Here is a 26,760-nt window from a genome sequence, read left to right as displayed (position 1 = left end):
GGCCGGGGGGGGGCCGCCCCGGCCGGCCGGGGGGGCGGCGGGACGGCCCCGACAGCCTGGGACGGACCGGATGCGACCAGCATCTGGGTGAGCGGGCCGACGGTCAGCAGCGCGGCCAGGACGGTGAACGTGCCGAGCACCGCGCTGCGGACCGGACGCGGCAGGTACCTACTCATTCACGGCCCGACGGTGACGCGCCATGACCAGGCCACCCGCGCCGAGCAGGCCCGCGCCGGCCAGCGACAGCAGCAGCGTCGGGTCGCCTCCGGTGTCGCCGGCGGTGCCGCCACCACCGGCGCTGACCGCACCGGTCGGCGTCACCGACACGGTGGCTCCGGCCAGCGGCTGGCTTGCGGCCGCGCCGCCAGCGCCGCTCAGCACCGCGACGCCGACCGACACCGCCACCACCGTCGGCGCTGCCACCAGCGACAGCCGCCGCCACGTTCTGCCGCGCGGGCGAGCCGGACGCCCCGTACCGGGCAGTGACTTCTCGTCGAACAGCTTCTCGGACATCTTCTGCACCATTCCCCTCTGAGATCACAAAGTCGGCTACTGACCTGGAACTACTGGGGTTTCGCGTGATGAGACGACGCGTGGTGCGAACTGCGCCGGCGGCCCGAGGGTGACTCCGCCATCGGTACTAGGCCGGCAGTGTGAGTGGTACCCGGACCGCGGCGAGCCATTCGCCGCGGCTCCGAAGAATCGGGCCGTTTTCCATCGGCCGCCGGCGGGTGGGGAGCGGGTCGGCCGGCGGCCTGTAGCACCATCGGAGGCGAGGCGCCCGGCTGACGCGATACCGTCGCAGGGGAGGGAGGTCCACGCGATGACGATTTCCCTGAACCACACCATCGTGCCCGCCACCGACAAGCAGGCATCCGCCGAGTTCCTGGCCCGGATCCTCGGGCTTGAGGCAGCGCCGCAGTGGGGTCCGTTCGTTCCGGTGCGCGTCGGTGAGGTCTGCCTGGACTTCGCCGACACCGGCCTGCTGGGCACCCGACAGGTCACTCCGCACCATTACGCGTTCCTGGTCAGCGAGGACGAGTTCGACCAGATCTTCGCCCGCATCCGCGACACCGGGCTGGCCTTCTACGCCAACCCGCACGAGCCCAAACGGCCAGGTGAGATCAACTACGACCGGGGCGGCCGGACGGTCTACTTCGACGACCCCGACGGTCACGTCATGGAAGTCCTCACCCACGCCCCCGGATGACCCGCGTCGCTCGCGACTGAGCGGTGCTTCGGCTCTCGAAGCGGCCGGGGTTGGCGTCGACGATGCCCCGTGCGCCCGACGCAGGCCGCAGTACGTGCGCAACGTTCTCAAGAACGACCCCACGCTGACCGCGCGGCAGCGTCAGGCCGCGACCGCCGACACGCCGCTGCGGAAGCGCTGGACGGTCAGCCGTACCTGAGTTTCCCGGTGCCGAGCCGCCAGATCACCTTCGGCGAGAGCGGGTAGGGTCCCGCCGCACCGCACCCGTGCGGACCGCCTTCCGCGACCACCGGGCCCGCCGACCACCAGTGCCGGCCACGGGGCCGGCCGGCTCCCCGACCGGCGGTCGCCATCATCCCCTGTGGAGGGTCGCGCCTCGGCGGCGGCCGGGCCGGATCAGGTCGACCGGCCTCGACGGACCGGTGCGGCGAGGCGATCACCGGCGCCTGCTCCGCAACCGGCACGTACCCCTCCGACCCTGCCATCACCCTCGCCCGGGATGACGAAAGCAACAGTCACGAAACGGCATCCGTGTCTTTTCAGCCATGCGAACATGCCGTAGCTTCTGTTCGGGAGCGCTCCCAGCGCCACCGCCCCCGCACAAGGAGCACCATGAAACACCCCCTCCGCGGTCTCGCGACCGCGGGCCTGCTGCTCGTCAGCTCCGTCGCCGCCGTCGTGACCACCGCCGGCCCCGCGCACGCCGACACCCGGATCTGTGACACGTACGGCTCCACCGTCCAGGACCGCTACGTCGTGATGAACAACCTCTGGGCGTCCGACACCCCGCAGTGCCTCACCACGGCGAACAGCGGATTCACGATCACGGACGCCAACCACGACAAGCGCACCAACGGCGCGCCGGTCTCGTACACGGCGATCTACCTCGGTTGCCACTACAACACCTGCTCCCCCGGCACCAACCTGCCGATGCCGGTCAACCAGATCAGCAGCGCAACGAGCGGCGCCAGCTTCTCGTACCCCGGAAGCGGCGTCTACAACGCCGCCTACGACATCTGGCTCGATCCGTCGCCGAAGAAGGACGGCGAGAACAAGCTGGAGATCATGATCTGGTTCAACAGGACGGGACCGATCCATCCGTACGGCTCCCCCGCCGGCTCCGCGACGGTCGGCGGCCGTACCTGGGATGTCTGGACCGGTGACGCCGAATACCGCAGGGTCGTCTCGTACGCCGCGCCGTCGACGATGACGAGCTGGGACTTCAACGTCATGGACTTCATCAACGACGTGAAGACCCGCAGCGACCTCACCGACACGTGGTACCTGACGAGCGTCCAGGCCGGCTTCGAGCCGTGGGTGGGCGGCGCGGGCCTCGCCGTCAACTCCTTCACCGCCACCGTCACCGGCGGCGGTTCGCCCGAGCCGGACACACCCACCCGGTCCGCGGAGCCGACCCGGCCGGGCACACCGGAGGCATCCCCGTCGACGCGGGTGGCGCCCACGACCCAGGCCAGCCCCGCGACGCAGGTCACGCCCACGACGCAGGTCACGCCCACGACCCAGATCACGCCCACGACGCAGGCCGGCACCGGTACGGAAGCCGACGGCGGCACCTACGTGGTGCGGCCCGGCGACACCCTGTGGACCATCGCCCGACGCGAACACGTCACGGGCGGTTGGCGGTCGCTGTACCACCGCAACCGCGACGTCGTGGGCCCCGACCCGGACCTGATCCTGCCCGGTCAGCGGCTCACCCTCGAATAGGCGTACCGGGGTGTCCACCGAGCCACGGTGGCACCCCGAGGGAGGCGAAGACGACGCCGCCGGGTGACCCGTGGCCGACGGGCGGGGCGGTCCAGCATGGACGACCGTGGAGCGGCCCCGGTGGGCGCCGGCCGGGCGCATCGCGTACGCCGGCACCGAGACGTGTCGGACCGGACGGACCCGTTCACCTGACTCCGCGCGTCGGTGGTGCCGTCCGTGATGGCCGCGCGGCGAGCGGATAATGGTGGGTGCGGCGCGAAGGCTGCCGACGTTCCGGTCCGCGAAGCGTCGCCGGGCGGCCCGGAACGTTCCCGACCGAGGTGAGGCGATGACGTGGGCCGTCCTGCGATGCTCACCGTCGACGACGACCAGGCGGTGTCCCGGGCCGTCGCCCGTGACCTGCGCCGCCGGTACGCTCCGGACTACCAGATCGTCCGGGCCGCCTCGGGTGCCGAGGCCCTCGACGCGCTTCGCGAGATCAAACTGCGTGGCGGGCGGGTGGCGGCCATCCTCGCCGACTACCGGATGCCGCAGATGAACGGCATCGAGTTCCTGGAGCAGGCGATGGACCTGTTCCCGCGGGCCCGGCGGGCACTGCTGACCGCGTACGCCGACACCGACGCGGCAATCCAGGCGATCAACATCGTCGACGTCGACCACTACCTGCTCAAGCCGTGGGACCCGCCCGAGGAGAAGCTCTACCCGGTGGTGGACGCCCTGTTGGAGGCGTGGCAGGTGGCCGGCGACCGGGAGGTGGAGGAGGTCAAGGTCGTCGGACACCGGTGGAGCGCGCCCTCGTACCGGATCCGTGACTTTCTGGCCAGCAACCTGGTGCCGTACCGGTGGTTCTTCGCCGACGAGGCGGAAGGACGCCGACTGCTGGACGCCGCAGAGGCGGGACCGGAGGCTGTCCCGCTCGTCGTGACGCCTGACGGCCGGGCGCTGTCGGCGCCCACCACCGCCGAGGTCGCGGCCGTCGTCGGACTGTCCACCGCACCGGTATGCGACTTCTACGACTTGATCATCATCGGCGGGGGCCCGGCCGGGCTCGGCGCGGCGGTCTACGGCGCCTCGGAGGGCCTGCGCACGGTCCTGGTGGAGCGCCGAGCCGTGGGCGGGCAGGCCGGCCAGAGCTCCCGCATCGAGAACTACCTGGGCTTCCCCGACGGGGTGTCCGGCGCGCAGCTCGCCGAACGGGCGCGCCGGCAGGCTGGCAAGTTCGACGCCGAGGTGCTCACCACCCGCGACGTGGTGGGCCTGCAGGCCCGTGGCCCGGCCCGGGTGGTGCGCTTCGGTGACGGAGGCGAGCTGTCCGCGCACACGGTGATCCTCGCGACCGGGGTGTCCTACCGGCCGCTCGCCGCGCCCGGCGTGGCCGCGCTGGTCGGACGCGGCGTCTACTACGGCTCCGCCGCCACCGAGGGGCCGTCGTGCGCGGCCACCGACGTCTACGTCGTGGGCGGGGCCAACTCCGCCGGTCAGGCGGCGCTCTTCTTCTCCCGCTACGCCCGCAGTGTCACGCTCCTGGTCCGCGGCGACTCGCTGGAACGGTCGATGTCGTACTACCTGACCCAGCAGATCGCCGGCGTGGACAACATCACGGTCCGTACCCGCTGCGAGGTGATCGAGGCGCACGGCGACGCGCACCTGGAAGCGATCACGGTTCGCGACAGCAAGGACGGCACGCCCACCACCCTGCCCTGCGGGCACCTGTTCGTGTTCATCGGCGCCGAGCCGCATACCGAGTGGCTCGACGGCACCGTGCGCCGCGACCGGCGCGGCTTCGTCTGTACCGGCCCCGACCTGCTGGTCGACGGCAAGCGGCCGGCCGGCTGGGACCGCGACCGCGACCCGTTCTACCTCGAGTCCAGCGTGCCCGGCGTCTTCGCCGCCGGTGACGTGCGGGCCAACTCGGTCAAGCGGGTGGCATCGGCCGTCGGTGAGGGCGCGATGGCGGTGACCCTGGTGCACCGGTACCTGGAGGCACGATGACTCCGGCCGAGCTGAAGACGCTGTTCCTGTTCGAATCCCTGACCGACGAGCAGCTCGACTGGCTCGCCGCGCACGGCAGCCAGCGCACCTTTCCCGCCGGCACCACGGTGTTCACCGAGGGCGAGCCCGCCGAGTACTTCTTCGTGCTGCTGTCCGGCACGCTGGCGCTGTACCGGCGGGTGCAGGCCGACGACGTGGAGACCGTGCGCACCGACCGCCGCGGCGTCTACATGGGCGCGGTGCGCCCGTACCTGCGCGAGGAGCCGGGGGGCGACGCCTACCCCGCCTCGATGCGGGCGATCAGCGACTGCGCGTTCTTCGCCCTGCCGGCGGAAGACTTCGGGACGATGCTTCGCGAGTGGTTCCCCATAGCGGTGCACCTGCTCGAAGGGCTCTTCTTCGGCATCCGCGCCAACCAGGCCGTGGTCGACGAGCGCCAGCGGCTGGCCGCGCTCGGCTCGCTCACCTCCGGGCTGATGCACGAACTCAACAACCCGGCGACCGCCGCCGTCCGCGCGACCGCCGCGCTGCGGGAACGGGTCGCCGGGATGCGGCACAAGCTGGGCATGCTCGCCGACGGCCGGATCGCGCCGGAGCAGCTGCACGCGCTGACGCGGCTGGTGGAACCGATCATCGAACGCGCCGCGAAGGCACCCGAGCTGACCCCCATACAGGCCAGCGACCGCGAGGACACGCTCGGTGACTGGATGGACGAGCACGGTGTCGCGGACGGCTGGGACCTGGCACCCGTCCTCGCCGCGGGTGGCCTCGACGTCGACTGCCTGGACGAGATCTCCCGCAGCGTGGCGCCCGAACTGCTAGACCAGTCGCTGCGCTGGATCGGGTACGCCCTGGAGACCGAACAGCTCATGGCCGACATCTCCGACGCCGGCAACCGGATCTCGTCGCTGGTCACCGCGGCGAAGCAGTACTCCCAGCTCGACCGGGCCTCATACCAGTGGATCGACGTGCACGACGGGCTCAAGAGCACCCTCGTCATGCTCACCCACAAGATCGGTGACGGTGTCCGGGTGGTCAAGGACTTCGACCGCACGCTGCCCCGGATCCCGGCCCACCCGGGCGAGCTCAACCAGGTCTGGACCAACCTCATCGACAACGCGGTGCAGGCCATGAACGGGTCGGGCACGCTCACCGTGCGGACGGCCTCCGACGGTGACCGGGTGCTCGTCGAGGTCGGCGACACCGGGCCGGGTATCCCGCCGGAGCTGTGCCGACGGGTTTTCGAGCCGTTCTTCACCACGAAACCGGTCGGTGAAGGGACCGGGCTGGGACTCGACATCGCGTACCGGATCGTGGTCAACCGGCACGGCGGCGACATCGGCGTCGTCTCCCACCCGGGCGACACCCGTTTCCAGGTCCGGCTTCCGCTCAGCGAACCGGCCACCCGCGCTCAGCCGTAGTCATAGCCGGTTACGGCGATCTGGCGACGGCACAGGTTGGCGATGACGAGCGGTTCGATCCTCTCCCCACGACCGCCGGCGAGATCCGACGTGACAAGCGGGCATGGCGCGACCGGCCCCCGGTCCTTCCGGCGGTGGACTGACCTCATCGCCGGGGCGGATGCGGTGGCTGGTCAGGCGCGTAGCGTCCGGACCAGCCAGGCGGTGATGAGCTCGAACAGACCGGGGGCGCGTCGCAGGTGACCGGTGCCGGGGTCGGGCACGAGGATCCGGTGGTCGGCGCCGGGGAAGACGACGATGCGGTGCTGACGGTGTCCCGACGTGGCGAAGGCGTTCCGGTAGGCGGAGACGCTGGCCTCGGTCGGGACCAGGACGTCGTCGGAGCCGAAGATCGCGAGGATGGGGCAGCGGAGACGCGCCAACACGGGTACGGGGTCGTAGTCGGCGATTCCCGCGAAGAACTCCAGTTCCTTCACACTCGTGATCTCCGCCAGTTCCGCTGCCCGGCTGCCGAGGACGTCGATCTCGTCGACGAGGACCTCCCGGGCGGTGTCTCCCGTCCGCAGTCGGGCGATGACCCGGCGGTACAGCGCGAGAGCATCGGCTATCTCCTGGGCCGTGTAGCCCTCCCGGACGCCTTCGGCTCCGATCTGGTACTCCTCGGACTCGGCGACCGTGACACCAGGGCCCGAGATGCTGACGATCGCGGTGACGGTGTCGGACATGGTCGCGGCCAACGGAGCGATCCATCCACCCTGACTGCCGCCGAGCAGGGCGATCCGGTCGCCGTCGATGCCGGGCTGAGCGGCGACCGCCGCGACTGCGGCCAGGGTCTCCTCGGCCCGGTCGTGGAAGGTCAACCGGGTCCAGTCACCGGTGGACTCTCCGCAACCGGGCTTGTCGTACCCGTAGAACGCGAGGCCGGCGGCGGTGAAGCGGGCGCCGGCGTCCTCCCAGTTGCGGGCGTGGGCACCCGAGGCCGGACCCGAGCCGAGCACCATGACGAGCGCCGGGACGGGAGTGTCCGGTGTCGCGCCCGGTGGCAGGTGGAGGTCCCCGACGATGCGCGAGTCGCCGTGCCGGAAGGTCACCTCACGGCGCGTCGGAGCGAACAGCATCCGGGAACAATATCGATGGCTACGAGGGTCATCAAGAGTCGCCATGCGCCACCGTGGTCAACCGGATAACGGATCAAGCGGGGTACGACAGCGCCATGGCGTGCCGCAGGTAGCCACCGATGACACCCGGACGACTCCCACTATCTGGTATGGCCTTTTGTGCAACGCCACCGCTCGGTAGGGGCGTCTTCATCGGACATCCGACACAGGGCACACCGGACGGTCCACCGGCAGCGGCCTGGACGCGCTCGTCAGCGCCCTGACGAGGTGGAATTGACTGGCTGTCAATAGACCGTAGCCCGAAATTGGCACCTGTCCGAGGGAGCGGCGACACCATTGCGTTGTGTAACGCTAACTCTGCGTCACGGAAGCGGGGTGTGCGCACGGTGGCATCCAGCGCCGGCAAACCCTTGCGCAGAGCGGCGCGGTAATGACGCTTACCAGTCCGCCGGTAAGCGACCTCTGGGGGGAGGGTGGCTTCTCGATGCGGTTTCGCGTGCGGCAACATCCACGTTTCCGGCCGTTGGTAGGCGTACCGTCCGCCGGGAAACGAGGTCGGTGGTGTTGATTTCTGTGCAGGCCGACACCATCGTCACAGGCACGTCCTAAGCGGAACCGGGGCGGGGCGACGGTGCCTCCGCGGACCGGCGTGATCCATTCCACCGACGATCAGGACCGTGGCAGCCCGGCGCCGTTGCCGCGAGCACTGTCCTCGTTGACCACTCAGCCATCCGCCCGGCCTCGTACCTCTGTCCGCGTGGGTTGCGCCCCACGGGGAAGGCAACGCCAACGCTCCGGGCACCATCCACCCAGCCAGCTCGAATAGACGCGCGTCGGGCCAGGCGGCGGTTCGACTGTGATCGTTCCCGTTCGCCCGGACCGGAACAGCGCGCGCGGAAGACCTCAACCGAAGGGGGAACAGCGTGGCCTTGGTCAAAGGATTGCGATTATCACTCGTCACGGCGCTGGCCTGCGTCACCGGCGTCACGGCGCTGCCCGCGCCGAGCCGGGCCGCCGCCACCAATGCACCACGCATCGACCTGAATGTACTGGTGATCACCGACGGGACACCGTGGGTGCAGGCCATCCGGGAGCAGTTGGCGTCGGAAGGGGTACCGACGACGGTCGTTGACCTCGCCGACGCGGCGCGCCCGGCGATAACCGATGCGTTCCTGGCCGACCAGCTTGCCGACGGCACGCCACACGCCAGGTTCCAGGGCGTGGTGCTGCCGGGTGACGCGCCAAGTGGACTGTCCGCGGCCGAACAGTCCGCGTTGGCCACCTTCGAACAGTCCTTCAACGTCCGGCAGGTGGACGGGTACGTCTACCCGAGCGCGAACGTCGGCCTGAACCCACCCGTCTACTCCGGTTCGTTCGACGGCACCACGGCTACCGCGACCGCGTCGGCCCGCGCGGACGCCTTCCGGTACCTCAACGGTCCGGTGGCGTTCGAGGGCAGCCCCGGGGGCAACGGCTCGTACGGCCACCTGGCCACCCCGCTGCCCGACGACCCGACCACCGGCGCCCACTTCGAGCCGTATCTGACCGGGCGCGTCCCCGGCGGATCCGCCACCGGCACGCTGGCCGGCGTATTCACCGCGGGCGGCCGCCAGCAACTCGTGCTCACCTTCGCCTACAACTACTACCAGCAGCAGTACCGGGTCCTCGCGCACGGGATCGTGGACTGGTTGACCAGGGGCGTGCACCTTGGTTACTGGCGCAACTACTTCTCCACCCACATCGACGACGTCTTCGCCAGCGACTCCCGGTGGAGCGACGTCGGCAAGTGCACCCCGGGCGAAGGCGACTGCGCCCCGGGCGTACCCGCGACGGCGCCGATCCGGATGACCCCGGCCGACGTGGTCAACGTGCTGAACTGGCAGCTGCAGAACACCTACACGCTGGACCTCCTCTACAACGGCAACGGCAGCGTCGAGGCCGGTGGTCCCACCGACCCGCTCACCGTCACCCTCCTGTCCTACAAGAGTTTCTTCCGGTGGCTCAACCACACCTCCACGCACGCGTACCTGGGCTGCGCGCAGGACTTCACGGTGATCCCGTGGCGGTGCCAGACCGACGCCGGCGGCAACGTCGTCTGGGTCGACCAGGCCACGATCGACCGCGAGATCGCCGACAACGTCCAGTTCGCCAGGGCCAACGGACTGCCGATCCGGCCGGACGAGCTGGTCGCCGGTGAGCACTCGGGCACCAGGATCCTGCCGCAGCAACCGGTGGACAATCCCCACTTCGCCAGCTCGCTGGTGAAGAACGGCATCGGCTGGCTCGGCCTGGACGCGTCGCGGGAACCGGCGCAGCGCCAGGTCGGATCGGCGGCGGGGGTTCCCCGCCATCCGATCAACGTGTTCTTCAACGTGGCGACGGCGCGGGAGGAGGTCTCCGAGTACAACTGGATCTACACCTCGAAGGCCGACGGCGGCAGCGGCATCTGCGAGAACAACCCCACCACCACGTGCATCGCGCCGCTCAATCCGACCACCGGGTGGTCGGCGTACATCCTGCCGCTCCAGGTCAAGATCACTCTCGGCTACGTGCTGTCCAACGACCCGCGCCCGTTCTACATGCACCAGTCGAACCTGGCCGGGGACAGGCTGGCGCTCCAGGCCGTCGGCGGCGTCCTGTCGGCCTACCGCACCACGTTCGCGACCAACACCCCCGTGGTGAACCAGTCGATGACCGACGCCGGGTTGGCGCTGCAACGGCAGGACGCGTGGGCGCAGGCGCGCGACGCCGGCACCGTGAGCGGCTACGTGCGGGGCGGTACCGTGACCGTCGCGGGACCGGCCGGTACGAACGTTCCGGTGACGGTGCCCACCGGCACCACGGTCGCCGGGGGCGGCGCGTTCGGCAGCGCGTACGCCGGTGAGCGGTCGGGACACCTGACGCTCGGGGCGTCGGCCACCACACTGACGTTGCCGGGTACGGCGTACCCGGCCGCGGCGGTGCCGCCGAAGGTACGGGGCGGCGTCGCGGCTCTGCTGAGCGTGACCGTACGCGGCACCGCGGTGACGATCACCAGTCCGGCCGGGACGCGCACGCTGCCCCGCCTGGCCGCCACCGCGCCGACGGGCGGCTGATCCGACGATGAACGTGGCGCTGATGACCGAGGGCACGTACCCGCACAGTTTCGGCGGGGTGGCCGTGTGGTGCGACCAGCTCGTCCGCGGCATGGCCGACCACGACTTCCACCTGGTCGCCCTGGCCGCCACCGGCGACGAACCGGTGGCCTGGACGTTGCCGGCCAACGTGCGGTCCGTGGTCACGGTGCCGCTGTGGGGATCCCAGCCGGCCCGGCGCAAGCCGGGCCGGCCGGGCCGGCGGCTGTTCGTCCCCCTCCTACGGGAACTGCTGGACACGCTGCTGGGCCCCGCGGAGCAGGCACCGCGGCGCCTCGGCGCGGCGCTACGCCACCTGTTCGACTACGCCCAGCGAGCGGATCTCCGCGCCAGCTTCCGCAGCGAACAGGCGGTTCACCTCCTCACCGACGCGTGGCGGGCCGGCTGGCCGGCCGGCGGGGACCCCGCGCCGACCCTGCACGACGCGCTGACCGCGCTCCAGTTGCTGGAGGCCTCGCTGAGCCCGCTGTCCGCGGCACCGGTACGGGCCGACGTCTCGCACTGCGTGGCCAACGGACTCGCGGTGTTGCCGGCGCTCGCCGCCAAGTGGGCGTACGGCACCCCGCTCCTCCTCACCGAGCACGGCATCTACCTGCGTGAGCGCTATCTCGAATTCCAGGGCGCGCCGTACCGCTGGCCGGTCAAGGCGCTGCACCTGTCGTTTCTGCGCGGCCTGTGCGCGCTCGCCTACGCCGAGGCCGACACGATCGCCCCCGGAAACGTCTACAACAGACGGTGGGAGGAGCGGCTCGGCGCCGACCCGGCGCTCATCCGCACCATCTACAACGGGGTCGACCCGGCCGAGTTCCCCCCGGTGGACCGGGAGCCGGACGTGCCCACGGTGAGCTGGGCCGGCCGGGTCGACCCGATCAAGGACCTGGAGACCCTGATCCGCGCGTTCGCCCTGATCCATCAGGAGATCCCGCAGGCCCGGCTGCGGATGTTCGGCGGCACCCCGAAGGGCCGGGAAGACTACCTGGAACGCTGCAAGCTGCTGGCCGACGAGCTCGGAGTCGGCGAGGTCGCGACGTTCGAGGGCCGGGTCCCCGAGATCCGCGACGCCTACGCCGCGGGTCACGTGGTCGTGCTGTGCAGCATCTCCGAGGGCTTCCCCTACACCGTCATCGAGGCGATGACCAGCGGGCGGGTCTGCGTGGCCACCGATGTCGGCGGGGTGGCGGAGGCGGTCGCGGAGACCGGGGTGGTCGTGCCGCCCCGCGACCCGCACGCGATCGCCCGGGCCTGCGTGGAGCTGCTGCGCGACGGCGAGCGGCGACGGCGGCTCGGCGCACAGGCCAGGGCGCGGGTCCTGGAGTACTTCACGGTTGATCGGGCGACCGGCACGTACGACGAGATCTACTGTTCGCTCGCCGCGGGCCGGCGGCTGCTGGCTACCTACCCCGACGAGCCGGACCCCGGACCGGAGACGCTGGAGATGGCGCTGGGGGTGCACACGCGATGAGCGCGGGTACGGTCTACCTGTCGGCCGCCAGCAGGCGGTACGCCGATGCTCCTCCCCCGCCGACGGCGCCGCCAGGTGACCCGGGCGGCGTGGCGGAGCTACGCCGCCGGATGACCGCGGTGTGCGAGTCGGCCGTCGACGCGCTGGAGGTCGCCGCCGCCCTGGAGGCGGACGGGCTCAGCGACCAGGCGGTGCGCACCCGGTACGGCTTCCCGGACGTGTTCGCCCTCGCCGAGGACCTCTACCGCCGGGTGCCGCGCCGGCCCGCGGAGCCGCCGGAGGCACCCGAACCATGGCAGGTGAAGCCGGCCGAACACGTCGTGAACGGCCTGCTCTACGCGGTGCCCGCGGTGTGCTTTCCGGTGGCCGCACCGCTGCTGGCGGGGCGCGCCGCGCTCGTCGGCTTCCTCGTGGCGACGCTCGCGTCCTGGGCGCTGAGCCAGGGGCTGGCCTACCTCGGCCACGCCCGTGCGGGACGGCTCGACCCGGGCGGCTCGCGGTGGATACTGCGCGCCGGGGCGGGTGTCGCGCTGGCCGTGCTGTGGGGGGTACTGGCGGCCAGCACGTCGCTGGTACCGGTACCGTTCGCCGCGCTGCTGTTCGCGGGTGGTCAGGGCACGTACCTGATCGCCGCGACCGTGCTGCTGGTGCGCGGGAAACACCGCTGGCTCCTGCTCTGCCTGGCGCCCGGCGTCCTGGGCAGTGCCGGGTTCCTGGTGCTGGGCCGGCCGGCCTGGTTCGCGCACCCCGTGTGGTGGACGTTGGGTGCGACGATCGCCGCGACGCTCGGCTGCGCCGCCGCCTGCACCGCCCGGCCCGGTCCGGTGGGCGGCCGGGTTCCAGCGGGGCACGAGCTGCGGGCGGCGCTCCCGCACGTGCTGTTCGGTCTGGCCGCCGCCGGGCTGCTCACCTACCTTGTCGTGGCGTCACACCTGACCGGGCAGCTCTCCCACCTGGCGCCACTGCTGGCAACGCCGCTGTCGCTGAGCATGGGTGCCGCCGAGTGGAGCCTCTACCGGTACCGGCGGCGGACCTACCGGCTGCTGCGCACCACGCGCGACCCGTGGGAGTTCGCGGCCGGTGCGCGACGGGCGCTGCTGGCCGCGACGGCCCGGTACCTGGCGGCGACCGCGGTGCTGCTCGCCGTCGTGGCGGGCGCCGTCGCGGCCAGCGACCAGTGGCGTACCCCGTGGGTGGCCCTGATCGAGTGCGGCGCGTACCTCGCACTCGGCGGTGCGCTGTTCGTCGCGCTGCTGCTGCAATCGTTCCGCGGCACCCTGGTGCCTCCCCTGGCCTGCGCGGCGGGGCTCGGAGTCGAAGCCGCGCTGACGGCCCTGGCACGGATGGACCCGGCGCCGGCCCAGCTGGTGACGTGTGCCGCGCTGGCCGTGCTGCTGCTCGGGTACGCGGGCAGCGTCCTCGCCGGAGCAACCCGGCACGGGTAGCCACCGGCCCCTCTCTCCACGGATCTCACACGACGAAGGGCAGGACACATTCATGACGGACCTGGTATCGGTGACCGGAGCCGACGGTTTCATCGGCTCGCACCTGGTGGAGGCGCTGGTGCGGCGCGGACACCGGGTACGGGCGATGGCGCTGTACAACTCGTTCGGCTCGTGGGGTTGGCTGGACTCGCTGCCGGTCGACGTGCGCGACCGGGTCGAGGTGGTGCTCGGCGACGTCCGGGACCCGGCCTCCGCCCGTGAGCTCGTCGACGGTGCCGCGGTCGTCTACCACCTGGCCGCGCTCATCGCGATCCCCCACTCCTACCGCGCGGTGCGGTCCTACGTGGACACCAATGTGATCGGCACGCTCAACGTGCTCGACGCGGTACGTGCCTGCGGGACACCGCGGCTGGTGCACACGTCCACGAGCGAGACCTACGGCACGGCGCGGACGGTGCCGATCGACGAGACGCACCCGTTGCAGGCCCAGTCGCCCTACGCCGCCTCGAAGCTGGCCGCCGACAAGCTCGTCGAGTCCTACCACCTCAGCTTCGGCGTACCCGCGGTCACGTTGCGCCCCTTCAACACCTTCGGCCCCCGGCAGTCCGCGCGGGCGGTGATCCCGACGGTCGTCAGCCAGGTGGCCGCGGGCCGGCGTGAGATCCACCTCGGCGCGCTCGACCCGACCCGCGACTTCCTCTACGTCGCGGACACGGCCGAGGCGTTCGTGGCGGTGGGGACCGCACCGGCGTCCGCGGTGGTCGGCGGGCTGTTCAACGCGGGGACCGGCGTCGAGGTGTCGATCGGCCAACTCGCCGCGGACATCATCCGGCTGATGGGCGCGGACGCGGAGATCGTCGCGGACCCGCAACGGATCCGCCCCAAGGACTCCGAGGTCATGCGGCTGATCGCCGACGCGTCCCGGCTGCACGAACGCACCGGGTGGCAGCCGACCCGCACCCGGGACGAGGGCCTGCGCACGACCATCGAGTGGTTCTCGGACCCGGCCAACCTCGCCCACTACAAACCGCACGAGTACAACCGGTGAACCTCGGAGGGGCAATGCATGCGATCATCCTGGCCGGCGGAAAGGGAGTCCGGCTCCGGCCGTACACCACGCGGCTGCCGAAGCCGCTCGTGCCGATCGGCGACGAGTTCTCGATCCTCGACATCGTCCTGACCCAACTCTCGCAGCGCGGTTTCGAGACGGTGACCCTGGCGATCGGGTACCTCGGTCACCTGATCCGGTCCTACGTGGGCGACGGCAGCCGCTGGCACCTGGCGGTCGACTACGCCGACGAGGACAACCCGCTCGGCACCATCGGCCCCGTCCTGCAGATCCTCGACCGCTTGCCCGACGACTTCCTGGTCATGAACGGCGACGTACTGACCGACCTCGACTACGCCGACCTGCTGAGCGGCCACCGCGCGTCCGGCGCGCCGCTGACCGTGGCGACCTACGCCCGCCGGGTGAAGATCGATTTTGGGGTGCTCACCACGAGCGGGAGCCGGGTCGTGGAGTTCACCGAGAAGCCCACCATCGACTACCGGGTCAGCATGGGGGTCTACGGGCTCTCCAAGCGGACACTGCGCGGGTACGCGCCCGGGACGCCGCTCGGCTTCGACGAGCTCGTCCTCGATCTGATCGCCGGCGACGACCCACCCGGCGAGTACGCGTTCGACGGGTACTGGCTCGACATCGGCCGGCCCGACGACTACGACCGTGCCAACGCCGAATTCGACGAGATCAAACCGCGGCTCCTCAAGGGCGCGTAGGCGCCGGGGGCAGCCGGGCCCGCGACGCCTGGCGGGGCGGCGATCGCCAGGCACCGCACACCACGCAGGGAGGCGACGAGGATGCGCGTACTCGTGATCGGTCGGCACGGTTTCCTCGGCAGGCACATCGGGCGGCGGCTGGCGGCGGCCGGGTGGGAGGTCGTCGCCGCCGGCCGCACGCCCCGGCCCGGGCACACCGGGTACGTCCGGCTCGACGTCTCGGCGGACGGGGCGGCACGGATCGCCGAGCAGGTGGTCAAGGTGACTCCCGACGCGGTGGTGAACTGCGCCGGGGCGGTCGGCGGCGACCCGGCGCGGTTGACCGCCGCGAACGTGGTCGGCCCGGCCGCCCTGCTCGAAGGGCTGGTGCGGGCCGGGCTGGCCCCGCGACTGGTGCACCTGGGCTCAGCGGCCGAGTACGGTGCGGTCGAGCCCGGGGTACCCGTCCACGAGCGGACACCCACCCGGCCGGTCGGCGTGTACGGGGCCACCAAGCTGGCCGGTACCCGCCTCGTCCAACTGGCCCGCACCTGCGGCCTCGACGCGGTGGTCCTGCGGGTGTTCAACCCGGTCGGCCCGGGCTGTCCGGCGAGCGGCCTGCCCGGGCGGGTCGCCGCCGAACTGGCCCGGGCGCTCGCCGCGCACGACGCGGTACGGCTCGGGCCGCTGGACGCGGTACGCGACTTCGTCGACGCCCGCGACGTCGCCGATGCCGTGCACGCCGCGCTGACCGCCCCCGTCCTCGACCATCCGGTGCTCAACGTCGGCAGCGGCACCGCGGTGCCGGTCCGTACCCTCGTCGACGGCCTGGTCGCGATCACCGGGTTCACCGGGGCCGTGCACTCCGACGCCGCGGGGTCGCCGCGCTCGGCGACCGTACCGTGGCAACAGGCCGACATCACCGCCATCCGCACGGCGCTGGGCTGGCAGCCGCGCCGGGACCTGACCACGTCACTGGACGACCTGTGGAAGAGCGTTACATGAACCCCCATCGCTCCGCGGCGGCCCGCCCGCTGCTCGTCGTACCCGCCTACTTCCACCCCGCGGTGCGGGCCGGCGACTGGGACCGGCTGGTCACCCTGGCCCGGCGGGTACGGCTGGTCGTGCTCAACCTGGCCAGTGGCCCCGGGGAACGCCGCGACGAGGCATTCGGACCGGTGCTCGCGCGGATCCGGGACGCACGCGTCACGGTCGCGGGTTACGTCGACACCGACTACGGCCGCCGCCCGCCCGGCGCGGCCCTGGCCGACCTCGAGCGCTACCAGAGCTGGTACGGCGTCGACGGCGTGTTCTTCGACCGCGTCTCCGTCGGTGCCGAGCACGTCGCCCGGTACCGCGCGCTCGCCGAGTCGGTGCGGCGGCACGGCGCCGGCGTGGTGGCGTTCAACCACGGCGCGCAGCCGGTGCCGGCCTACGCCGAGCACGCGGACCTGCTCGGTACGTTCGAAGGCCCGTGGCACGCCTACCTCGACGCCGCCGTTCCCCACTGGGTACGGGCGAGCGCCGCGCACAGGTTCTTCCACCTCGTGCACTCCGTGCCGCACGCGCACCTCGGCGACGCGCTGGACCTGGCCGGCAAGCGCAACGCCGGCGGCGTCTACGCCACCAACCAGGGCGGCGGGAATCCGTGGGACCGGCTCCCCGGCGACCCGGTCGACGCGGGGAACACCGACCGATGACGGGCCACCGACCGATGACGCCGACGCTCGTGCGGCGCCTGACGCTCCCGGCCGTCTGCGCGGCGCTGCTGTCCGCCTGTACCGGCGGCGGCACGCCCCCTCCGCCGGTCCCGGAGGGCCCGTCCCCGCACGGTTCCGCCACGTCGACCGGCGCCGCGCCGGGCACGGCCACGCCGCCGTCGACGGCGTCGGTACCGCCGCCCGGTGCCCGCCGGTGGGTCCCGGCACCGGGTACACCCTGGCAGTGGCAGCTCACCACGCCGGTGGACACCGGCGTCGACGTGCCGGTGTACGACATCGACGGCGTCGAGAACGGCCCCGACGTCGTACGGTCCCTGCACGCGAAGGGGCGCAAGGTGATCTGCTACGTCAACGCCGGCGCCGCCGAGACCTTCCGCCCGGACTACCACGCGTTCCCACCACGGGTCCTCGGCAAGCCCAACGGCTGGAAGGGCGAGCGTTCCCTGGACATCCGCCGGCTCGACGTCCTGCGCCCGATCATGGCCGCGCGGTTCGACCTCTGCCGGGGATCGGGCTTCGACGCCGTCGAGGCCGACCTGGTCGACGGCTACACGAACGACACCGGCTTCCCGCTCTCGGCGGGCGACCAGCTCGCCTACAACCGGATGCTCGCCGACCTCGCCCACCAGCGCGGGCTGTCGATCGGGCTGAAGAACGACCTGGACCAGGTGCCCCAGCTGGTCGGTGACTTCGACTTCGCCGTCAACGAGGAGTGCGCCAGGTACGGCGAGTGCGACAAGCTCACGCCGTTCATCCGCGCCGGCAAGGCCGTGTTCCATGTCGAGTACGGGCTCGACAACGCCCGGTTCTGCGCCCAGGCCAGGGCGTTGCGGTTCAGCTCCATGCGCAAGAACCTCGACCTGGACGCTCCCCGTTGGCCGTGCTGAAGCGTCCGCACTCCGACGTCGGCGGCGCGCTGCGCGACGGGGTGACCGGACCGGCCCGTTGTCGTCATCGACGATGCGGGCCGGCCCGAACCTTCGGACCGGCCCGTTGTGACCCACGCTTTCGCCAGCGGATCGCCCGACGGCACCAGGCTGGGTGATTCCCGGTGCGGCCGGTCAGCCCACCGCGAACGAACCGATGGGGATCTCGCCCGCCGGCTCGTACGTACCGATCACGACTCCGGTGGTGGAGACCTTGCTGTCGACCAGCTTCAGACCGGCGGGGACGGTGCCATCCGCGAACAGCCGCTTGCCCGAGCCGACGACGACGGGGAAGATCCACAGGCGGTACCGGTCGACGAGGTTGTGGCGCAGCAGCGTCTGGACCAGGTTTCCGCTGCCGTGCACCTGTAGCTCCGGCCCGTCTTCCTTCTTCAATGCCGCGACGCCGTCGGCCGCGTCGCCCTCGATCAGGACCGAGTTGTTCCACTCCAGCGTGGGACGACCGCGCGACGCGACGTACTTGGTGGCGTTGTTGAGCACGTCGGCGCCGTCCTCGTCGGCGTGCGGCCAGTACGCGGCCATGATGTCGTAGGTCCTACGTCCGAGCACCATCGCGAACGGCCTGCTCGTCGCCTCGGCCATGACCTGGCCCATCGTCTCGTCCCAGTAGTTCACCGACCAGCCACCGTGCGCGAAGCCGGCGCTGTCCTCGTCGGGTCCGCCCGGGGCCTGCATGACCCCGTCGAGGGTCAGGAACGTGGTCACCATCAGTTTTCTCATCTGCCGTGTCCTTTCGATCGCTGTTCGGTGATGTCGAGTTTCGTCGTTACGACGGCTGTCGCTCCGTCGTGAGCGGGTGGGGCGGCGTGGTGATCGGCGGGCTCAGCCGCGACGGGCGGAGACCCGCACCATCGGGATCAGCGCCACCCCGACAGCGACGTGGATGACGGCCAGCAGCACCCGCGTGTCGGTGGTGGCCCGCTCGATCCAGATCGGCGGGAGCGAGAGCAGCACGACCGCGGCGGCCAGAATGCTCCAGACGATACGGGCCCGCGAGGTGAACCGCTCGAGGACGGCGAGCGCCGCCCAGCCGGCGAGGCCGATGATCAGCGTGATGATCGCGATCTCCGGCAGGACGAAGGTGTGCGGTACGGCGTTGTCGCCCGGGTCGGTGATCGTGAATTCGGTGCCCGCGGCCTTGCCGATCGCGAAGATCACGCTCGTGACGCACGCGGCACCGACGACCGAGGCGGCCCGGACGAGCCGGCGCGTGCGGCGCTCGGCGCGGGCGGCGGAGACGGTGGTGGCGGTCGTATCGGTCATGGCGGCGCTCCTCGTCGTGTGCGGGTCGGTACCCGGTCCGTGCGGCCCGCCCGGTGCGGGCCCTTCACCTGAACGTCGAACGGGGCCGACCGGAAATCGACAGGGCCGCCGAACCTTTTTTCGGACGGCAGGTGAGCGGCCGGGACGGGGAAGGTGGCAGGCCGGGAGCGGGGAGGCAGGTGCCTGCAGAGCCCCGCACCGCTGATACTCCAGTGACACGTCGCGATCCGAGGCTGGAACCCGTCGGCCCGGATACGTTCGTGCGATGGGCCGCCAGCGCCGGATACGGTCCGGTGTCCACGCGATCACCGCCGACGCAGTTTCCACAGCAGCAACCATCGCGACCGAACAGGAGCAGCGTGCACGACGACGCGCACAACCAGCAGCCGGACCACGGCTTCCACCTCGACCCGGCCGGCAGCGCAACCCCCGGCTACGGTCCCCCGGACCCGTACGGGCACCAGCAGCCCTACGTGGCAGCCCCGCACGCGGCGCCGGTCGACTCGGACGCCGCGACCGCGCATGGGTCCGCGGCCGCTCAGCCGGGCGGATGGCCCTCGGGTGTGCCGGCGCCTCCGGCGGTCAAGCACCGGCCGTGGTCGACCTTCCTGCTGACCATACAGATTCTCGGTATCGTCGCTGCCAGCCTCCTGCTCGCCGCGGGCCTGGTCATGCTGGCTGCCGCACGGGGCTCCTCGACCTCCGACGCCCGCTGGGTGGTGCTGATCGGCGGTATCCTGACGGTCTGCGGGGTCATCCTCGCCGCACAGACGGTGCCGCTGCTGGTGTGCACCGTCAAAGGCCGGCGCCGTGCCGACCAGGGCCGGCCCACGATGCTGTTCGTCGTCGCGGTCATCGGCGCGTGCTGGTCCGGCCTGGGCGTACTGCTGGTTCTGAGCAATGTCGCGGCAGCCACCGCCAACGGAGGAGTGTTCGATCCCGGTCGCGTGCTCGCCGGCCTGGTGGTCAACGGGCTTTACCTGACGGTGTCCGTGAAGACGGCGCTCGCCAGCCGACAACCACGCCCACCGAAGCAGAGCACCCGGACCGCGGGCGGTGTCGCGCGCGGGTGAGCGGCCCGGACGTTACGCCCGGTTGTCCCCGGCCGGCTCGACGCGGTCCTGCCGGGGAACGGCGGCGACCTGCTGGAACCGACCGTCGACCACGGTATTGAGGAAGGTGCCGGTGGCGAGGTTGTCGCCGGCGGCGTCCCATCGGGTCGGCTCCGGATACGCGATACCGCGGAATTCGATGGCCCGTACCGCCTCCAGCGTCCGGCGCCGGTCCGGGACACCACCGGCGTCCCGCGTCACCGCCGCGACAGCGGCCAGCAGCAGCCTGGCCGCGTCGTACGAGTTGACCGCGTAGTTGCCGATCGGCCCGAAGCGGCGCTCGTAGTGGTGGGCGAACTCGGCCGAACCGGGTACGTGGCCCGTCGCCGGTGACGCCGCGAGGACGAGTGCCCCTTCTCCCTGCGCCGCCGCGCGGCCGGCCGGTTCGAGGAAGGCGGCCCGGTCCCAGCACCCGTCGCCGGTGGCGAACAACTGGGACAGTCCCGCGCTTCGCATGGCGGTGACGATGCCGGCCCCCTCGAAACTGCCGCCGTAGAAGACCAGGTCGAGTTCGGCGGGTAGCCGCCGGACCAGCGGCGCGAAGTCCGTGTCGCCCTCCTCGACGGTGTACCGCTGCCGCACCTCGCCGCCGAGAGCGGTGAACGCCCGGACGAACTCGGCCGCCATGCTGCGTCCGTACGTCGTCGCGGTCTCGACCACCGCGCAGTGGCTCTTGCCCCGCTCGCGGCGCAGGTACGACGCGATGGCCCGGGCCGTGACGTCGTCGCGGTTGGTCAAACGGAACACGTTGGACATCCTCCGCTCGGTCAGCGCGGGGTGGGACACGATGGGATGGACCATGGCGAGGTCCGCGTCCCGGTAGATCGGCGCCGTGTCCAGAGCGACGTTGCTGTTGTCCGGGCCGACGACGCCGAGCAGGGCGGCACGGGCGCGGAACGCGCGGGCGACCTCGGCGCCGGCCTCCGGACGGCCCCGGTCGTCGGCGGTGACCGCGACAACCGGGTTGCCGTGCACGCCGCCGGCGGCATTGACCTCGTCGACCGCCAGTTGCGCGGCCTGCCGCATCTCCCGGCCGAGGTGAGCCGGGGTGCCGGTGAACGGCCCGGTGACACCGATCTCGATCTCCGCCGGCCGTCCGCCGTCCATGACCTTCCTCCCGGTCGCGGGATCCCGTCGGGGAGTCCTTCCCGGACCGGCGGCCGGTAATCACGCCGGCGAACGGCGCGGCGCCCACCGCCCGCGACCGGCGGCCGGTCGTTCCGTCACCGCGCGGGCGAGATCAGGACGGCGACCGTACCGTCCGCGCCGCGGCGCAGCTTGCTCCCCCACACCGTCAGCCGGCCCACCAGACCGTACTTGCGACCGAGAGCACGCCGCACGCGGTCGGTGTCGACGCGCTCGCCGATGCGGGCGCGGGCCTCGACGGGATCGCCGGTGGCGTTGCCGCGGAAGTCACACGGCGCCACCGTCACCCGGCCGTCACGGCGGATCCGCTTGACCTTGCCGCTGTCGACCGGGGTCCAGACGGCGATCCCGTCGCCGTCCGGCACGGCCCAGACCGGGGTGGGCACGGGACGTCCGTCTTTACGGAACGTCGTCACCGACACGTACTTCGCGGCACCCAGTTCGGCGACATCGCTCATGACTTTTCGGACCTCCTGGAAACGTGGCGGTGATGGTAACCGCGAAACCGCCGTACATGGCCGGTGGCGTCGTCAGGGGTGGCGGCAGCCCGAGCACGGCGGCAACGTACGGTGAAAGTAGCACTACTATCCGGCGAGTATCCGGCTACGCCTGGCTGCCCCGGTGGTACGAGTGACCCCGGGGCCCCGCAGCCGACCGGGCAGCCCGTCCTCGCCACCGGCTGCCGCGCAGCGCACGCCACGCTCGTCCGGCTCCCCGCTGCCGCGGCCGGTATTCCATCCGCACCGGCACGGGAAGCATTGCGATGATTCAGAGATCACCAAGCGACGACCAGCACCATGCGCCCGCCGGCCTGTCCCGGCGTCGGTTGGGAGCGCTGGCCGCAGGCGGTGCGGCGGCCCTCGGCGGAGCAGCGCTGGGAGCCGGTGCCCTCACGCCACAGCCGGGCCGGGCACAGGGTACGGAGCCACCGCAACCGCAGGCCGCCGTCGGATACGTCCTGGCGCACGAGCAGTTCCCCACACCTGCCCTGGTGTGCCATGCGGTCTGCGCCGAGCAGGCGGGCTTCAGTCACGTGTGGACCAGCGATCACTCGCAGCCGTGGCAGGACAACCAGGGCCACGCCATGTTCCCCTGGTTGACGCTCGCCCTGATCGGCGATCACACCTCGCAGCTGTGGCTGGGCACCGGCGTCACCTGCCCGTCGTACCGGCACGACCCCAGCCAGGTGGCCCAGGCCTTCGCGTCGCTGGGTGTCCTGTCGCCGGGGCGGGTGTTTCTCGGCGTGGGCAGCGGGGAGGGGGTCAACGAACTGGCGGCCACGGGCCGATTCGGCCGTTACCCCGAACGCCACGACCGGCTGGCCGAGGCCATCCAGCTCATCCGTACCCTGTGGACCGGCAAGCGGACCACCTTCCGCGGCCGTTTCTACCAGACCGACCAGTTCAAGCTCTACGATCTGCCGCGCGAGCCGGTCCCCATCTACGTCGCCGCCGCGGGACCGCGGAGCGCGTACCTCGCCGGCCAACTCGGCGACGGCTGGATCGCCCAGGAACGCGACTTCACCGACCCGGCGGTGCGCGTGGCCTTCGCCGCCGGCGCCCTGTCCGTCGGCAAGGATCCGGTGAGCATGCCGATCTACGTGGAGCACTTCGTCGTGGTCGGCGGCCAGGACGAGGCCACCTATGCCGCCGAGCGGTGGCGGTTCACCGCCGACCAGTCTCCGGACCAGGTCTACCAGCCCGATCCGGTGGTCATCCAGTCCCTCGCCGAACAGCGGGTGCCGCTGCCCGAGGTCTACGCCCAATGGACGGTTGGCGACGATCCCGCGGTGCACATCCGCGCCCTGCAGAAGATCATCGCTCTGGGTGGCACCCCGTTCGTGCACTCCGGGCAGGCCGACCAGCAACGGGTGATCGATTTCTACGGCAGCAGCGTGCTTCCGCACGTCCACGGCTGACGCGCACGGCGCGACGATCGGCGGCCGTGTCCCGCCCGTCACACCCCCACCGAGCCGCCGGGGCGGAATAGGCCAGCCACCCCGACAGCGTTGACCAGGACGGTCAACGCTTCGGTAGCTGCGGCGTCACTGCGCGAACATGCTAACGTGCCAGCTCCCGGGAGCGCTCCCAACCGCACCCTGCCCCTCGCACCAAGGAGCACCGTGGCACGTCTATCCCGCCGCCGCGGCCTGATGGCCGCTGGCCTGGCAATCGCGGCCTCGGCCGCCGTCACCGCCGCTGTCGCCGTCGACGGCCACCCGGCCGCCGTCCGCGACAACTCGGTCGTCACCGCCGCCGGCAACCCGGCCGCCGCCGTCGGAGGCGCCCCGGTCGACGCCATCGGCAGCACCACGCACGTCGACACCAGGATCTGCGACAAGACCGAGACGACGACCATTCAAGATCAGTACGTCGTCATGAACAACGTCTGGGGCGCCGACAGCGCCCAGTGCATCCACGTGACGGACAAGGGCTTCACGGTCGCCGCGGACCACGGCAAGCGCACCGACGGCGCGCCTGCCTCATACCCGGCCGTCTACTACGGCTGCCACTACACCAACTGCTCGAACGGCACCAACCTGCCGATGCAGGTCAGCAAGGTCAAGAGTGCGACGAGCAGCATCAGCTACACGCACCCCACCAGCGGCGCCTACGACGTGGCGTACGACATCTGGCTGGACCCGGCGCCCAAGGAAGACGGCGTGAACCAGCAGGAGCTCATGATCTGGCTCAACCACCAGGGCGGACCCCAGCCGGTCGGCACCAAGACCGGCACCGTGACCCTCGGCGGCCGCAGCTGGGACGTCTGGATCGGCAACAACGGCATGAACGACGTCGTCTCGTACGTCGCGTCGTCGCCGGTCACGAGCCTGAACTTCAGCGTCCTGGACTTCGTCAACGACATCAAGAAGCGCAGCAAGGTCACCGACGCCTGGTACCTGACCAGCATCCAGGCCGGCTTCGAGCCGTGGCAGGGCGGCACCGGCCTCGCCATCACCTCGTTCGCCGCCAGCGTCAACGGTGTCGGCGGCGGGGCGAAGCCGCCCGCGCCGCAGAGCTGCACGGTGTCGTACGCGCCCACGTCCTGGACCGACGGCTTCACCACCACCGTCTCCATCACCAACACGACCAGGAGCACCATTCACGGCTGGAAGCTGGCGTTCCCGTTCGCCGGCGACCAGAAGATCACCAAGGCGTGGACGTCCACCGTGAAGCAGAGCGGCAACACGGTGACCGCCGCCGACGCCGGCTACAACGGTTCGATCCCGGCGAACGGCAGCGTCTCGTTCGTGCTTCAGGGCACCCACGGCGGCGCCAACCCGTCGCCGACGGCCTTCAACCTCAACGGAACCACCTGCACCACCGCCTGACCGGCGACCGCGGCACCCGCACGTCGACCCGAGACACGGCGTGCGGGTGCCGTGGTGGACCCCCGGTTCCCGGAGGCCCGCACGGCCGCCCGGGTCCCGCTGCCGCGCTTACGCTGCCGGCGAAATGACCGCCGTCGAGGTTAGGGCCGCCCGACGTCGCTGAGTATGGTGACGGGATGTCGGGCATGGCGTACATCGGCCGCGGCGGGCGTCGGCGGCCACCGCGACCGCTGCTGCGCACCCTGGTCGGGAACGTCCTGCGCCGCCACCGACTGGAGCAGCGCCGCACGCTGGCCGACGTCGCGCGGGACGCGCGCGTCTCGGTCCCCTATCTGTCCGAAGTGGAACGCGGTCGCAAGGAGGCCAGTTCCGAGATCCTGGCCGCCGTGTGTGACGCGCTGCGCATCGAGTTGTCCGACCTGCTGGCCGAGGTGGGGCGTGATCTCGTCAACGACCACGCCCCGGTCGTGCGGTTGACAGCCGCGCCTGGGCGTCACGACATCGCACCCTCGGCCCGGCGCTCGGGCGATGTCGTCCTGCTGGCCGCTTGATCAGCTCGCCTGCGCCAGCGGCGCCGGGCGCGCCCTGCGGTCGGCGATGACCCGGTCGGCGAGACCGTACGCGACGGCCTCCTGGGCGGACAGGGTCAAGCTCCGGTCGGTGTCCATCCGGATCTTGTCGATCGGGTGGCCGGTGTGCCGGCTGAGAATCTCGTCGATTTCGGCGCGGACTTTGACCACCTCCTTGGCCTGCACCGCCAGGTCCGGCAGCGTGCCGCGGGCCTGTGCGGACGGCTGATGCAGCGTGACCTTCGCGTGCCGCAGCACCGAGCGCTTGCCCGGGGTACCCGCCGCGAGCAGGACCGCGGCCGCGGAAGCGGCCTGCCCGACGCAGATGGTGGCGATGTCGCACCGCGCGAAGTGCATCGTGTCGTAGATCGCGGTGAGTGCACTGAACGAGCCGCCCGGAGAGTTGATGTACAGCCCGATCTCCTGCTCGCTCGCCGATTCCAGGTGAATCAGTTGTGCGATCACCACGTTGGCGACGCCGTCGTCGATCTCCGTGCCGATGAATATGATCCGTTCGGAGAGCAGTCGCGAGTAGATGTCGTAGGCCCGCTCACCGCTCGGTGTCCTCTCCACCACGGTGGGGATCGTGTAGGTGCTCATGCGCGCACCCCCATCGCGCCCCGCGCCGTCGCCGGACGCACGTCGGCCACCTGATCGAGGATGTGGTCGATCAGGCCGTACGTGCGAGCCTCCGCCGCGGTGAACCAGCGGTCACGCCGGCTGTCCCGCTCGACCGTCTCCAGCGGCTGCCCCGTGTGTTCGGAGATCAGCCCCAGGACCATGGCGCCGACCCGCTCGAGCTGTTGCGCGTAGATCTCGACGTCGGCCGCCGTGCCACCGAATCCGGCCGAGCCCTGGTGCATCAGGATCTGCGCGTGCGGCAGGCTGAACCGCTTGCCGGCCGTTCCCGCCGACAGCAGGAACTGGGCCATGCTGCCGGCCAACCCCATCGCCAGCGTGCTCACGTCGTTGGGGATGAGGCGCATCGTGTCGTAGATGGCCAGCCCCGCGCTGACGGAGCCACCCGGCGAGTTGATGTACAGGCTTATGTCTCCGCGCGGGTCCTCCGCCGACAGCAGGAGCAACTGGCCGCACAGCCGGTTGGCGACCTGATCATCCACCTCCGCGCCGAGCACGATGATGCGCTGATGCAGCAGCCGAGCGGCCACCTGGTCATCGAGCGTCCCCGCGCTCAGCGCGGTCAAACCTGCGGCAAGTTGCATGGCCTCTCCTCGGCTTCAGACTCGGCCTCCTGCCATCCACCATCGGACCGGGACCAGCCGCCGGCCAAGCGAATCTGCTGTCAGCAGATCAGCCGTGGTCGGGCGCTGGTGTGCGCCGTTCGTCGTCGTTCCGGAGGGGTGAGGGAGACGGGCCCGGCGGGAGGGACACCCCGCCGGGCCCGTCTC

The 26,760-nt window shown here is 71.4% G+C and carries 23 protein-coding genes and 1 pseudogene; 16 read left to right on the top strand and 8 right to left on the bottom strand.

The window, feature by feature from the left end; translation table 11 throughout:
* Window positions 1-168: 168 nt before the first annotated feature.
* Complete coding sequence (locus ACNTMW_RS31595; RefSeq protein WP_426637645.1) at window positions 169-513, bottom strand: LPXTG cell wall anchor domain-containing protein; 345 nt, start codon at window positions 511-513, stop codon at window positions 169-171.
* Window positions 514-823: 310 nt separating this feature from the next.
* Here ACNTMW_RS31595 and ACNTMW_RS31590 point away from each other — a divergent pair, with 310 nt between their 5' ends.
* The 4 genes from ACNTMW_RS31590 (at window position 824) to ACNTMW_RS31575 (ending at window position 6,348) form a co-directional block, all read left to right on the top strand.
* Complete coding sequence (locus tag ACNTMW_RS31590; RefSeq protein ID WP_426637644.1) at window positions 824-1,210, top strand: VOC family protein; 387 nt, start codon at window positions 824-826, stop codon at window positions 1,208-1,210.
* Window positions 1,211-1,822: 612 nt separating this feature from the next.
* Window positions 1,823-2,935, top strand: a complete 1,113-nt coding sequence (locus tag ACNTMW_RS31585) for a GH12 family glycosyl hydrolase domain-containing protein (RefSeq protein WP_426637643.1) — start codon at window positions 1,823-1,825, stop codon at window positions 2,933-2,935.
* Window positions 2,936-3,268: 333 nt separating this feature from the next.
* Window positions 3,269-4,927, top strand: a complete 1,659-nt coding sequence (locus ACNTMW_RS31580) for an NAD(P)/FAD-dependent oxidoreductase (RefSeq protein WP_426637642.1) — start codon at window positions 3,269-3,271, stop codon at window positions 4,925-4,927.
* Window positions 4,924-6,348 carry an ATP-binding protein gene (locus tag ACNTMW_RS31575; protein WP_426637640.1) on the top strand — a complete coding sequence of 475 codons (1,425 nt, stop codon included), beginning with the start codon at window positions 4,924-4,926 and terminating at the stop codon, window positions 6,346-6,348. The genes ACNTMW_RS31580 and ACNTMW_RS31575 overlap by 4 nt, the downstream gene beginning before the upstream one ends.
* Window positions 6,349-6,521: 173 nt before the next feature.
* Here the strand turns inward: ACNTMW_RS31575 and ACNTMW_RS31570 are convergent, their stop codons facing one another.
* Entirely contained in the window at window positions 6,522-7,466 is a 945-nt protein-coding gene (locus ACNTMW_RS31570) for an alpha/beta hydrolase family protein (protein WP_426637639.1), read from the bottom strand.
* A gap of 941 nt (window positions 7,467-8,407) precedes the next feature.
* Between ACNTMW_RS31570 and ACNTMW_RS31565 the strand changes: the two genes are divergently transcribed.
* The 8 genes from ACNTMW_RS31565 to ACNTMW_RS31530 all read left to right on the top strand — a co-directional run bounded on the left by ACNTMW_RS31565 (window position 8,408) and on the right by ACNTMW_RS31530 (window position 17,870).
* Window positions 8,408-10,561 (top strand): hypothetical protein, encoded by a 2,154-nt coding sequence (locus ACNTMW_RS31565; protein WP_426637638.1) that lies wholly within the window; start codon window positions 8,408-8,410, stop codon window positions 10,559-10,561.
* Window positions 10,562-10,568: 7 nt separating this feature from the next.
* Window positions 10,569-12,062, top strand: a complete 1,494-nt coding sequence (pelF, locus tag ACNTMW_RS31560) for a GT4 family glycosyltransferase PelF (RefSeq protein ID WP_426637637.1) — start codon at window positions 10,569-10,571, stop codon at window positions 12,060-12,062.
* Complete coding sequence (locus ACNTMW_RS31555; protein ID WP_426637636.1) at window positions 12,059-13,507, top strand: hypothetical protein; 1,449 nt, start codon at window positions 12,059-12,061, stop codon at window positions 13,505-13,507. The genes pelF and ACNTMW_RS31555 overlap by 4 nt, the downstream gene beginning before the upstream one ends.
* Before the next feature lie 52 nt (window positions 13,508-13,559).
* A complete protein-coding gene (locus ACNTMW_RS31550) occupies window positions 13,560-14,555 on the top strand; it encodes a GDP-mannose 4,6-dehydratase (protein ID WP_426637635.1) in 996 nt (331 codons plus the stop codon).
* A gap of 14 nt (window positions 14,556-14,569) precedes the next feature.
* Window positions 14,570-15,283, top strand: coding sequence for a nucleotidyltransferase family protein (locus ACNTMW_RS31545; RefSeq protein WP_426637634.1), 714 nt, complete (start codon window positions 14,570-14,572; stop codon window positions 15,281-15,283).
* A gap of 81 nt (window positions 15,284-15,364) precedes the next feature.
* Window positions 15,365-16,267, top strand: a complete 903-nt coding sequence (locus tag ACNTMW_RS31540) for an NAD-dependent epimerase/dehydratase family protein (protein WP_426637632.1) — start codon at window positions 15,365-15,367, stop codon at window positions 16,265-16,267.
* Complete coding sequence (locus ACNTMW_RS31535; RefSeq protein ID WP_426637630.1) at window positions 16,264-16,962, top strand: spherulation-specific family 4 protein; 699 nt, start codon at window positions 16,264-16,266, stop codon at window positions 16,960-16,962. The genes ACNTMW_RS31540 and ACNTMW_RS31535 overlap by 4 nt, the downstream gene beginning before the upstream one ends.
* Entirely contained in the window at window positions 16,959-17,870 is a 912-nt protein-coding gene (locus ACNTMW_RS31530) for an endo alpha-1,4 polygalactosaminidase (RefSeq protein WP_426637629.1), read from the top strand. Before ACNTMW_RS31535 ends, ACNTMW_RS31530 begins: the two co-directional genes overlap by 4 nt.
* Window positions 17,871-18,044: 174 nt before the next feature.
* Here ACNTMW_RS31530 and ACNTMW_RS31525 read toward each other — a convergent pair whose 3' ends face one another.
* Window positions 18,045-18,650, bottom strand: a complete 606-nt coding sequence (locus ACNTMW_RS31525; protein ID WP_426637628.1) for a dihydrofolate reductase family protein — start codon at window positions 18,648-18,650, stop codon at window positions 18,045-18,047.
* Between the two features lie 102 nt (window positions 18,651-18,752).
* On the bottom strand, window positions 18,753-19,193 hold the full coding sequence (locus ACNTMW_RS31520; RefSeq protein ID WP_426637627.1) for a DUF6069 family protein: 441 nt from the start codon (window positions 19,191-19,193) through the stop codon (window positions 18,753-18,755).
* Window positions 19,194-19,552: 359 nt separating this feature from the next.
* Between ACNTMW_RS31520 and ACNTMW_RS31515 the strand changes: the two genes are divergently transcribed.
* Complete coding sequence (locus ACNTMW_RS31515; protein WP_426637626.1) at window positions 19,553-20,266, top strand: hypothetical protein; 714 nt, start codon at window positions 19,553-19,555, stop codon at window positions 20,264-20,266.
* A 12-nt stretch (window positions 20,267-20,278) separates the two neighbouring features.
* On the opposite strand, the gene ACNTMW_RS31510 is transcribed toward ACNTMW_RS31515, so the two are convergent.
* Both ACNTMW_RS31510 and ACNTMW_RS31505 read right to left on the bottom strand, forming a co-directional pair.
* Window positions 20,279-21,412, bottom strand: coding sequence for a branched-chain amino acid ABC transporter substrate-binding protein (locus tag ACNTMW_RS31510; protein ID WP_426637625.1), 1,134 nt, complete (start codon window positions 21,410-21,412; stop codon window positions 20,279-20,281).
* A 116-nt stretch (window positions 21,413-21,528) separates the two neighbouring features.
* Window positions 21,529-21,909, bottom strand: a complete 381-nt coding sequence (locus tag ACNTMW_RS31505; protein ID WP_426637624.1) for a PPOX class F420-dependent oxidoreductase — start codon at window positions 21,907-21,909, stop codon at window positions 21,529-21,531.
* 305 nt (window positions 21,910-22,214) lie between these two features.
* Here ACNTMW_RS31505 and ACNTMW_RS31500 point away from each other — a divergent pair, with 305 nt between their 5' ends.
* The 3 genes and pseudogenes from ACNTMW_RS31500 to ACNTMW_RS31490 form a co-directional block, all read left to right on the top strand.
* Window positions 22,215-23,369: a F420-dependent hydroxymycolic acid dehydrogenase gene (locus ACNTMW_RS31500; protein ID WP_426637623.1), complete on the top strand. Its 1,155-nt coding sequence runs from the start codon at window positions 22,215-22,217 to the stop codon at window positions 23,367-23,369.
* A gap of 204 nt (window positions 23,370-23,573) precedes the next feature.
* Window positions 23,574-24,782 carry a GH12 family glycosyl hydrolase domain-containing protein gene (locus tag ACNTMW_RS31495; RefSeq protein WP_426637621.1) on the top strand — a complete coding sequence of 403 codons (1,209 nt, stop codon included), beginning with the start codon at window positions 23,574-23,576 and terminating at the stop codon, window positions 24,780-24,782.
* Between the two features lie 185 nt (window positions 24,783-24,967).
* Window positions 24,968-25,228 (top strand): annotated as a pseudogene (locus ACNTMW_RS31490) (helix-turn-helix domain-containing protein); the annotation flags it as partial.
* A 105-nt stretch (window positions 25,229-25,333) separates the two neighbouring features.
* On the opposite strand, the gene ACNTMW_RS31485 reads toward ACNTMW_RS31490, so the two are convergent.
* Together ACNTMW_RS31485 and ACNTMW_RS31480 are read right to left on the bottom strand one after the other, a co-directional pair.
* Window positions 25,334-25,951: a ClpP family protease gene (locus ACNTMW_RS31485; RefSeq protein WP_426637620.1), complete on the bottom strand. Its 618-nt coding sequence runs from the start codon at window positions 25,949-25,951 to the stop codon at window positions 25,334-25,336.
* Window positions 25,948-26,574 carry a ClpP family protease gene (locus ACNTMW_RS31480; RefSeq protein ID WP_426637619.1) on the bottom strand — a complete coding sequence of 209 codons (627 nt, stop codon included), beginning with the start codon at window positions 26,572-26,574 and terminating at the stop codon, window positions 25,948-25,950. The genes ACNTMW_RS31485 and ACNTMW_RS31480 overlap by 4 nt, the downstream gene beginning before the upstream one ends.
* Window positions 26,575-26,760 lie beyond the last annotated feature (186 nt).

Source organism: Planosporangium spinosum (genome assembly GCF_049999945.1).
GTDB lineage: Bacteria > Actinomycetota > Actinomycetes > Mycobacteriales > Micromonosporaceae > Planosporangium > Planosporangium spinosum.
The sequence above is the reverse complement of the archived record's forward strand: the minus strand, read 5'-3'. Positions and strand labels throughout refer to the sequence as shown.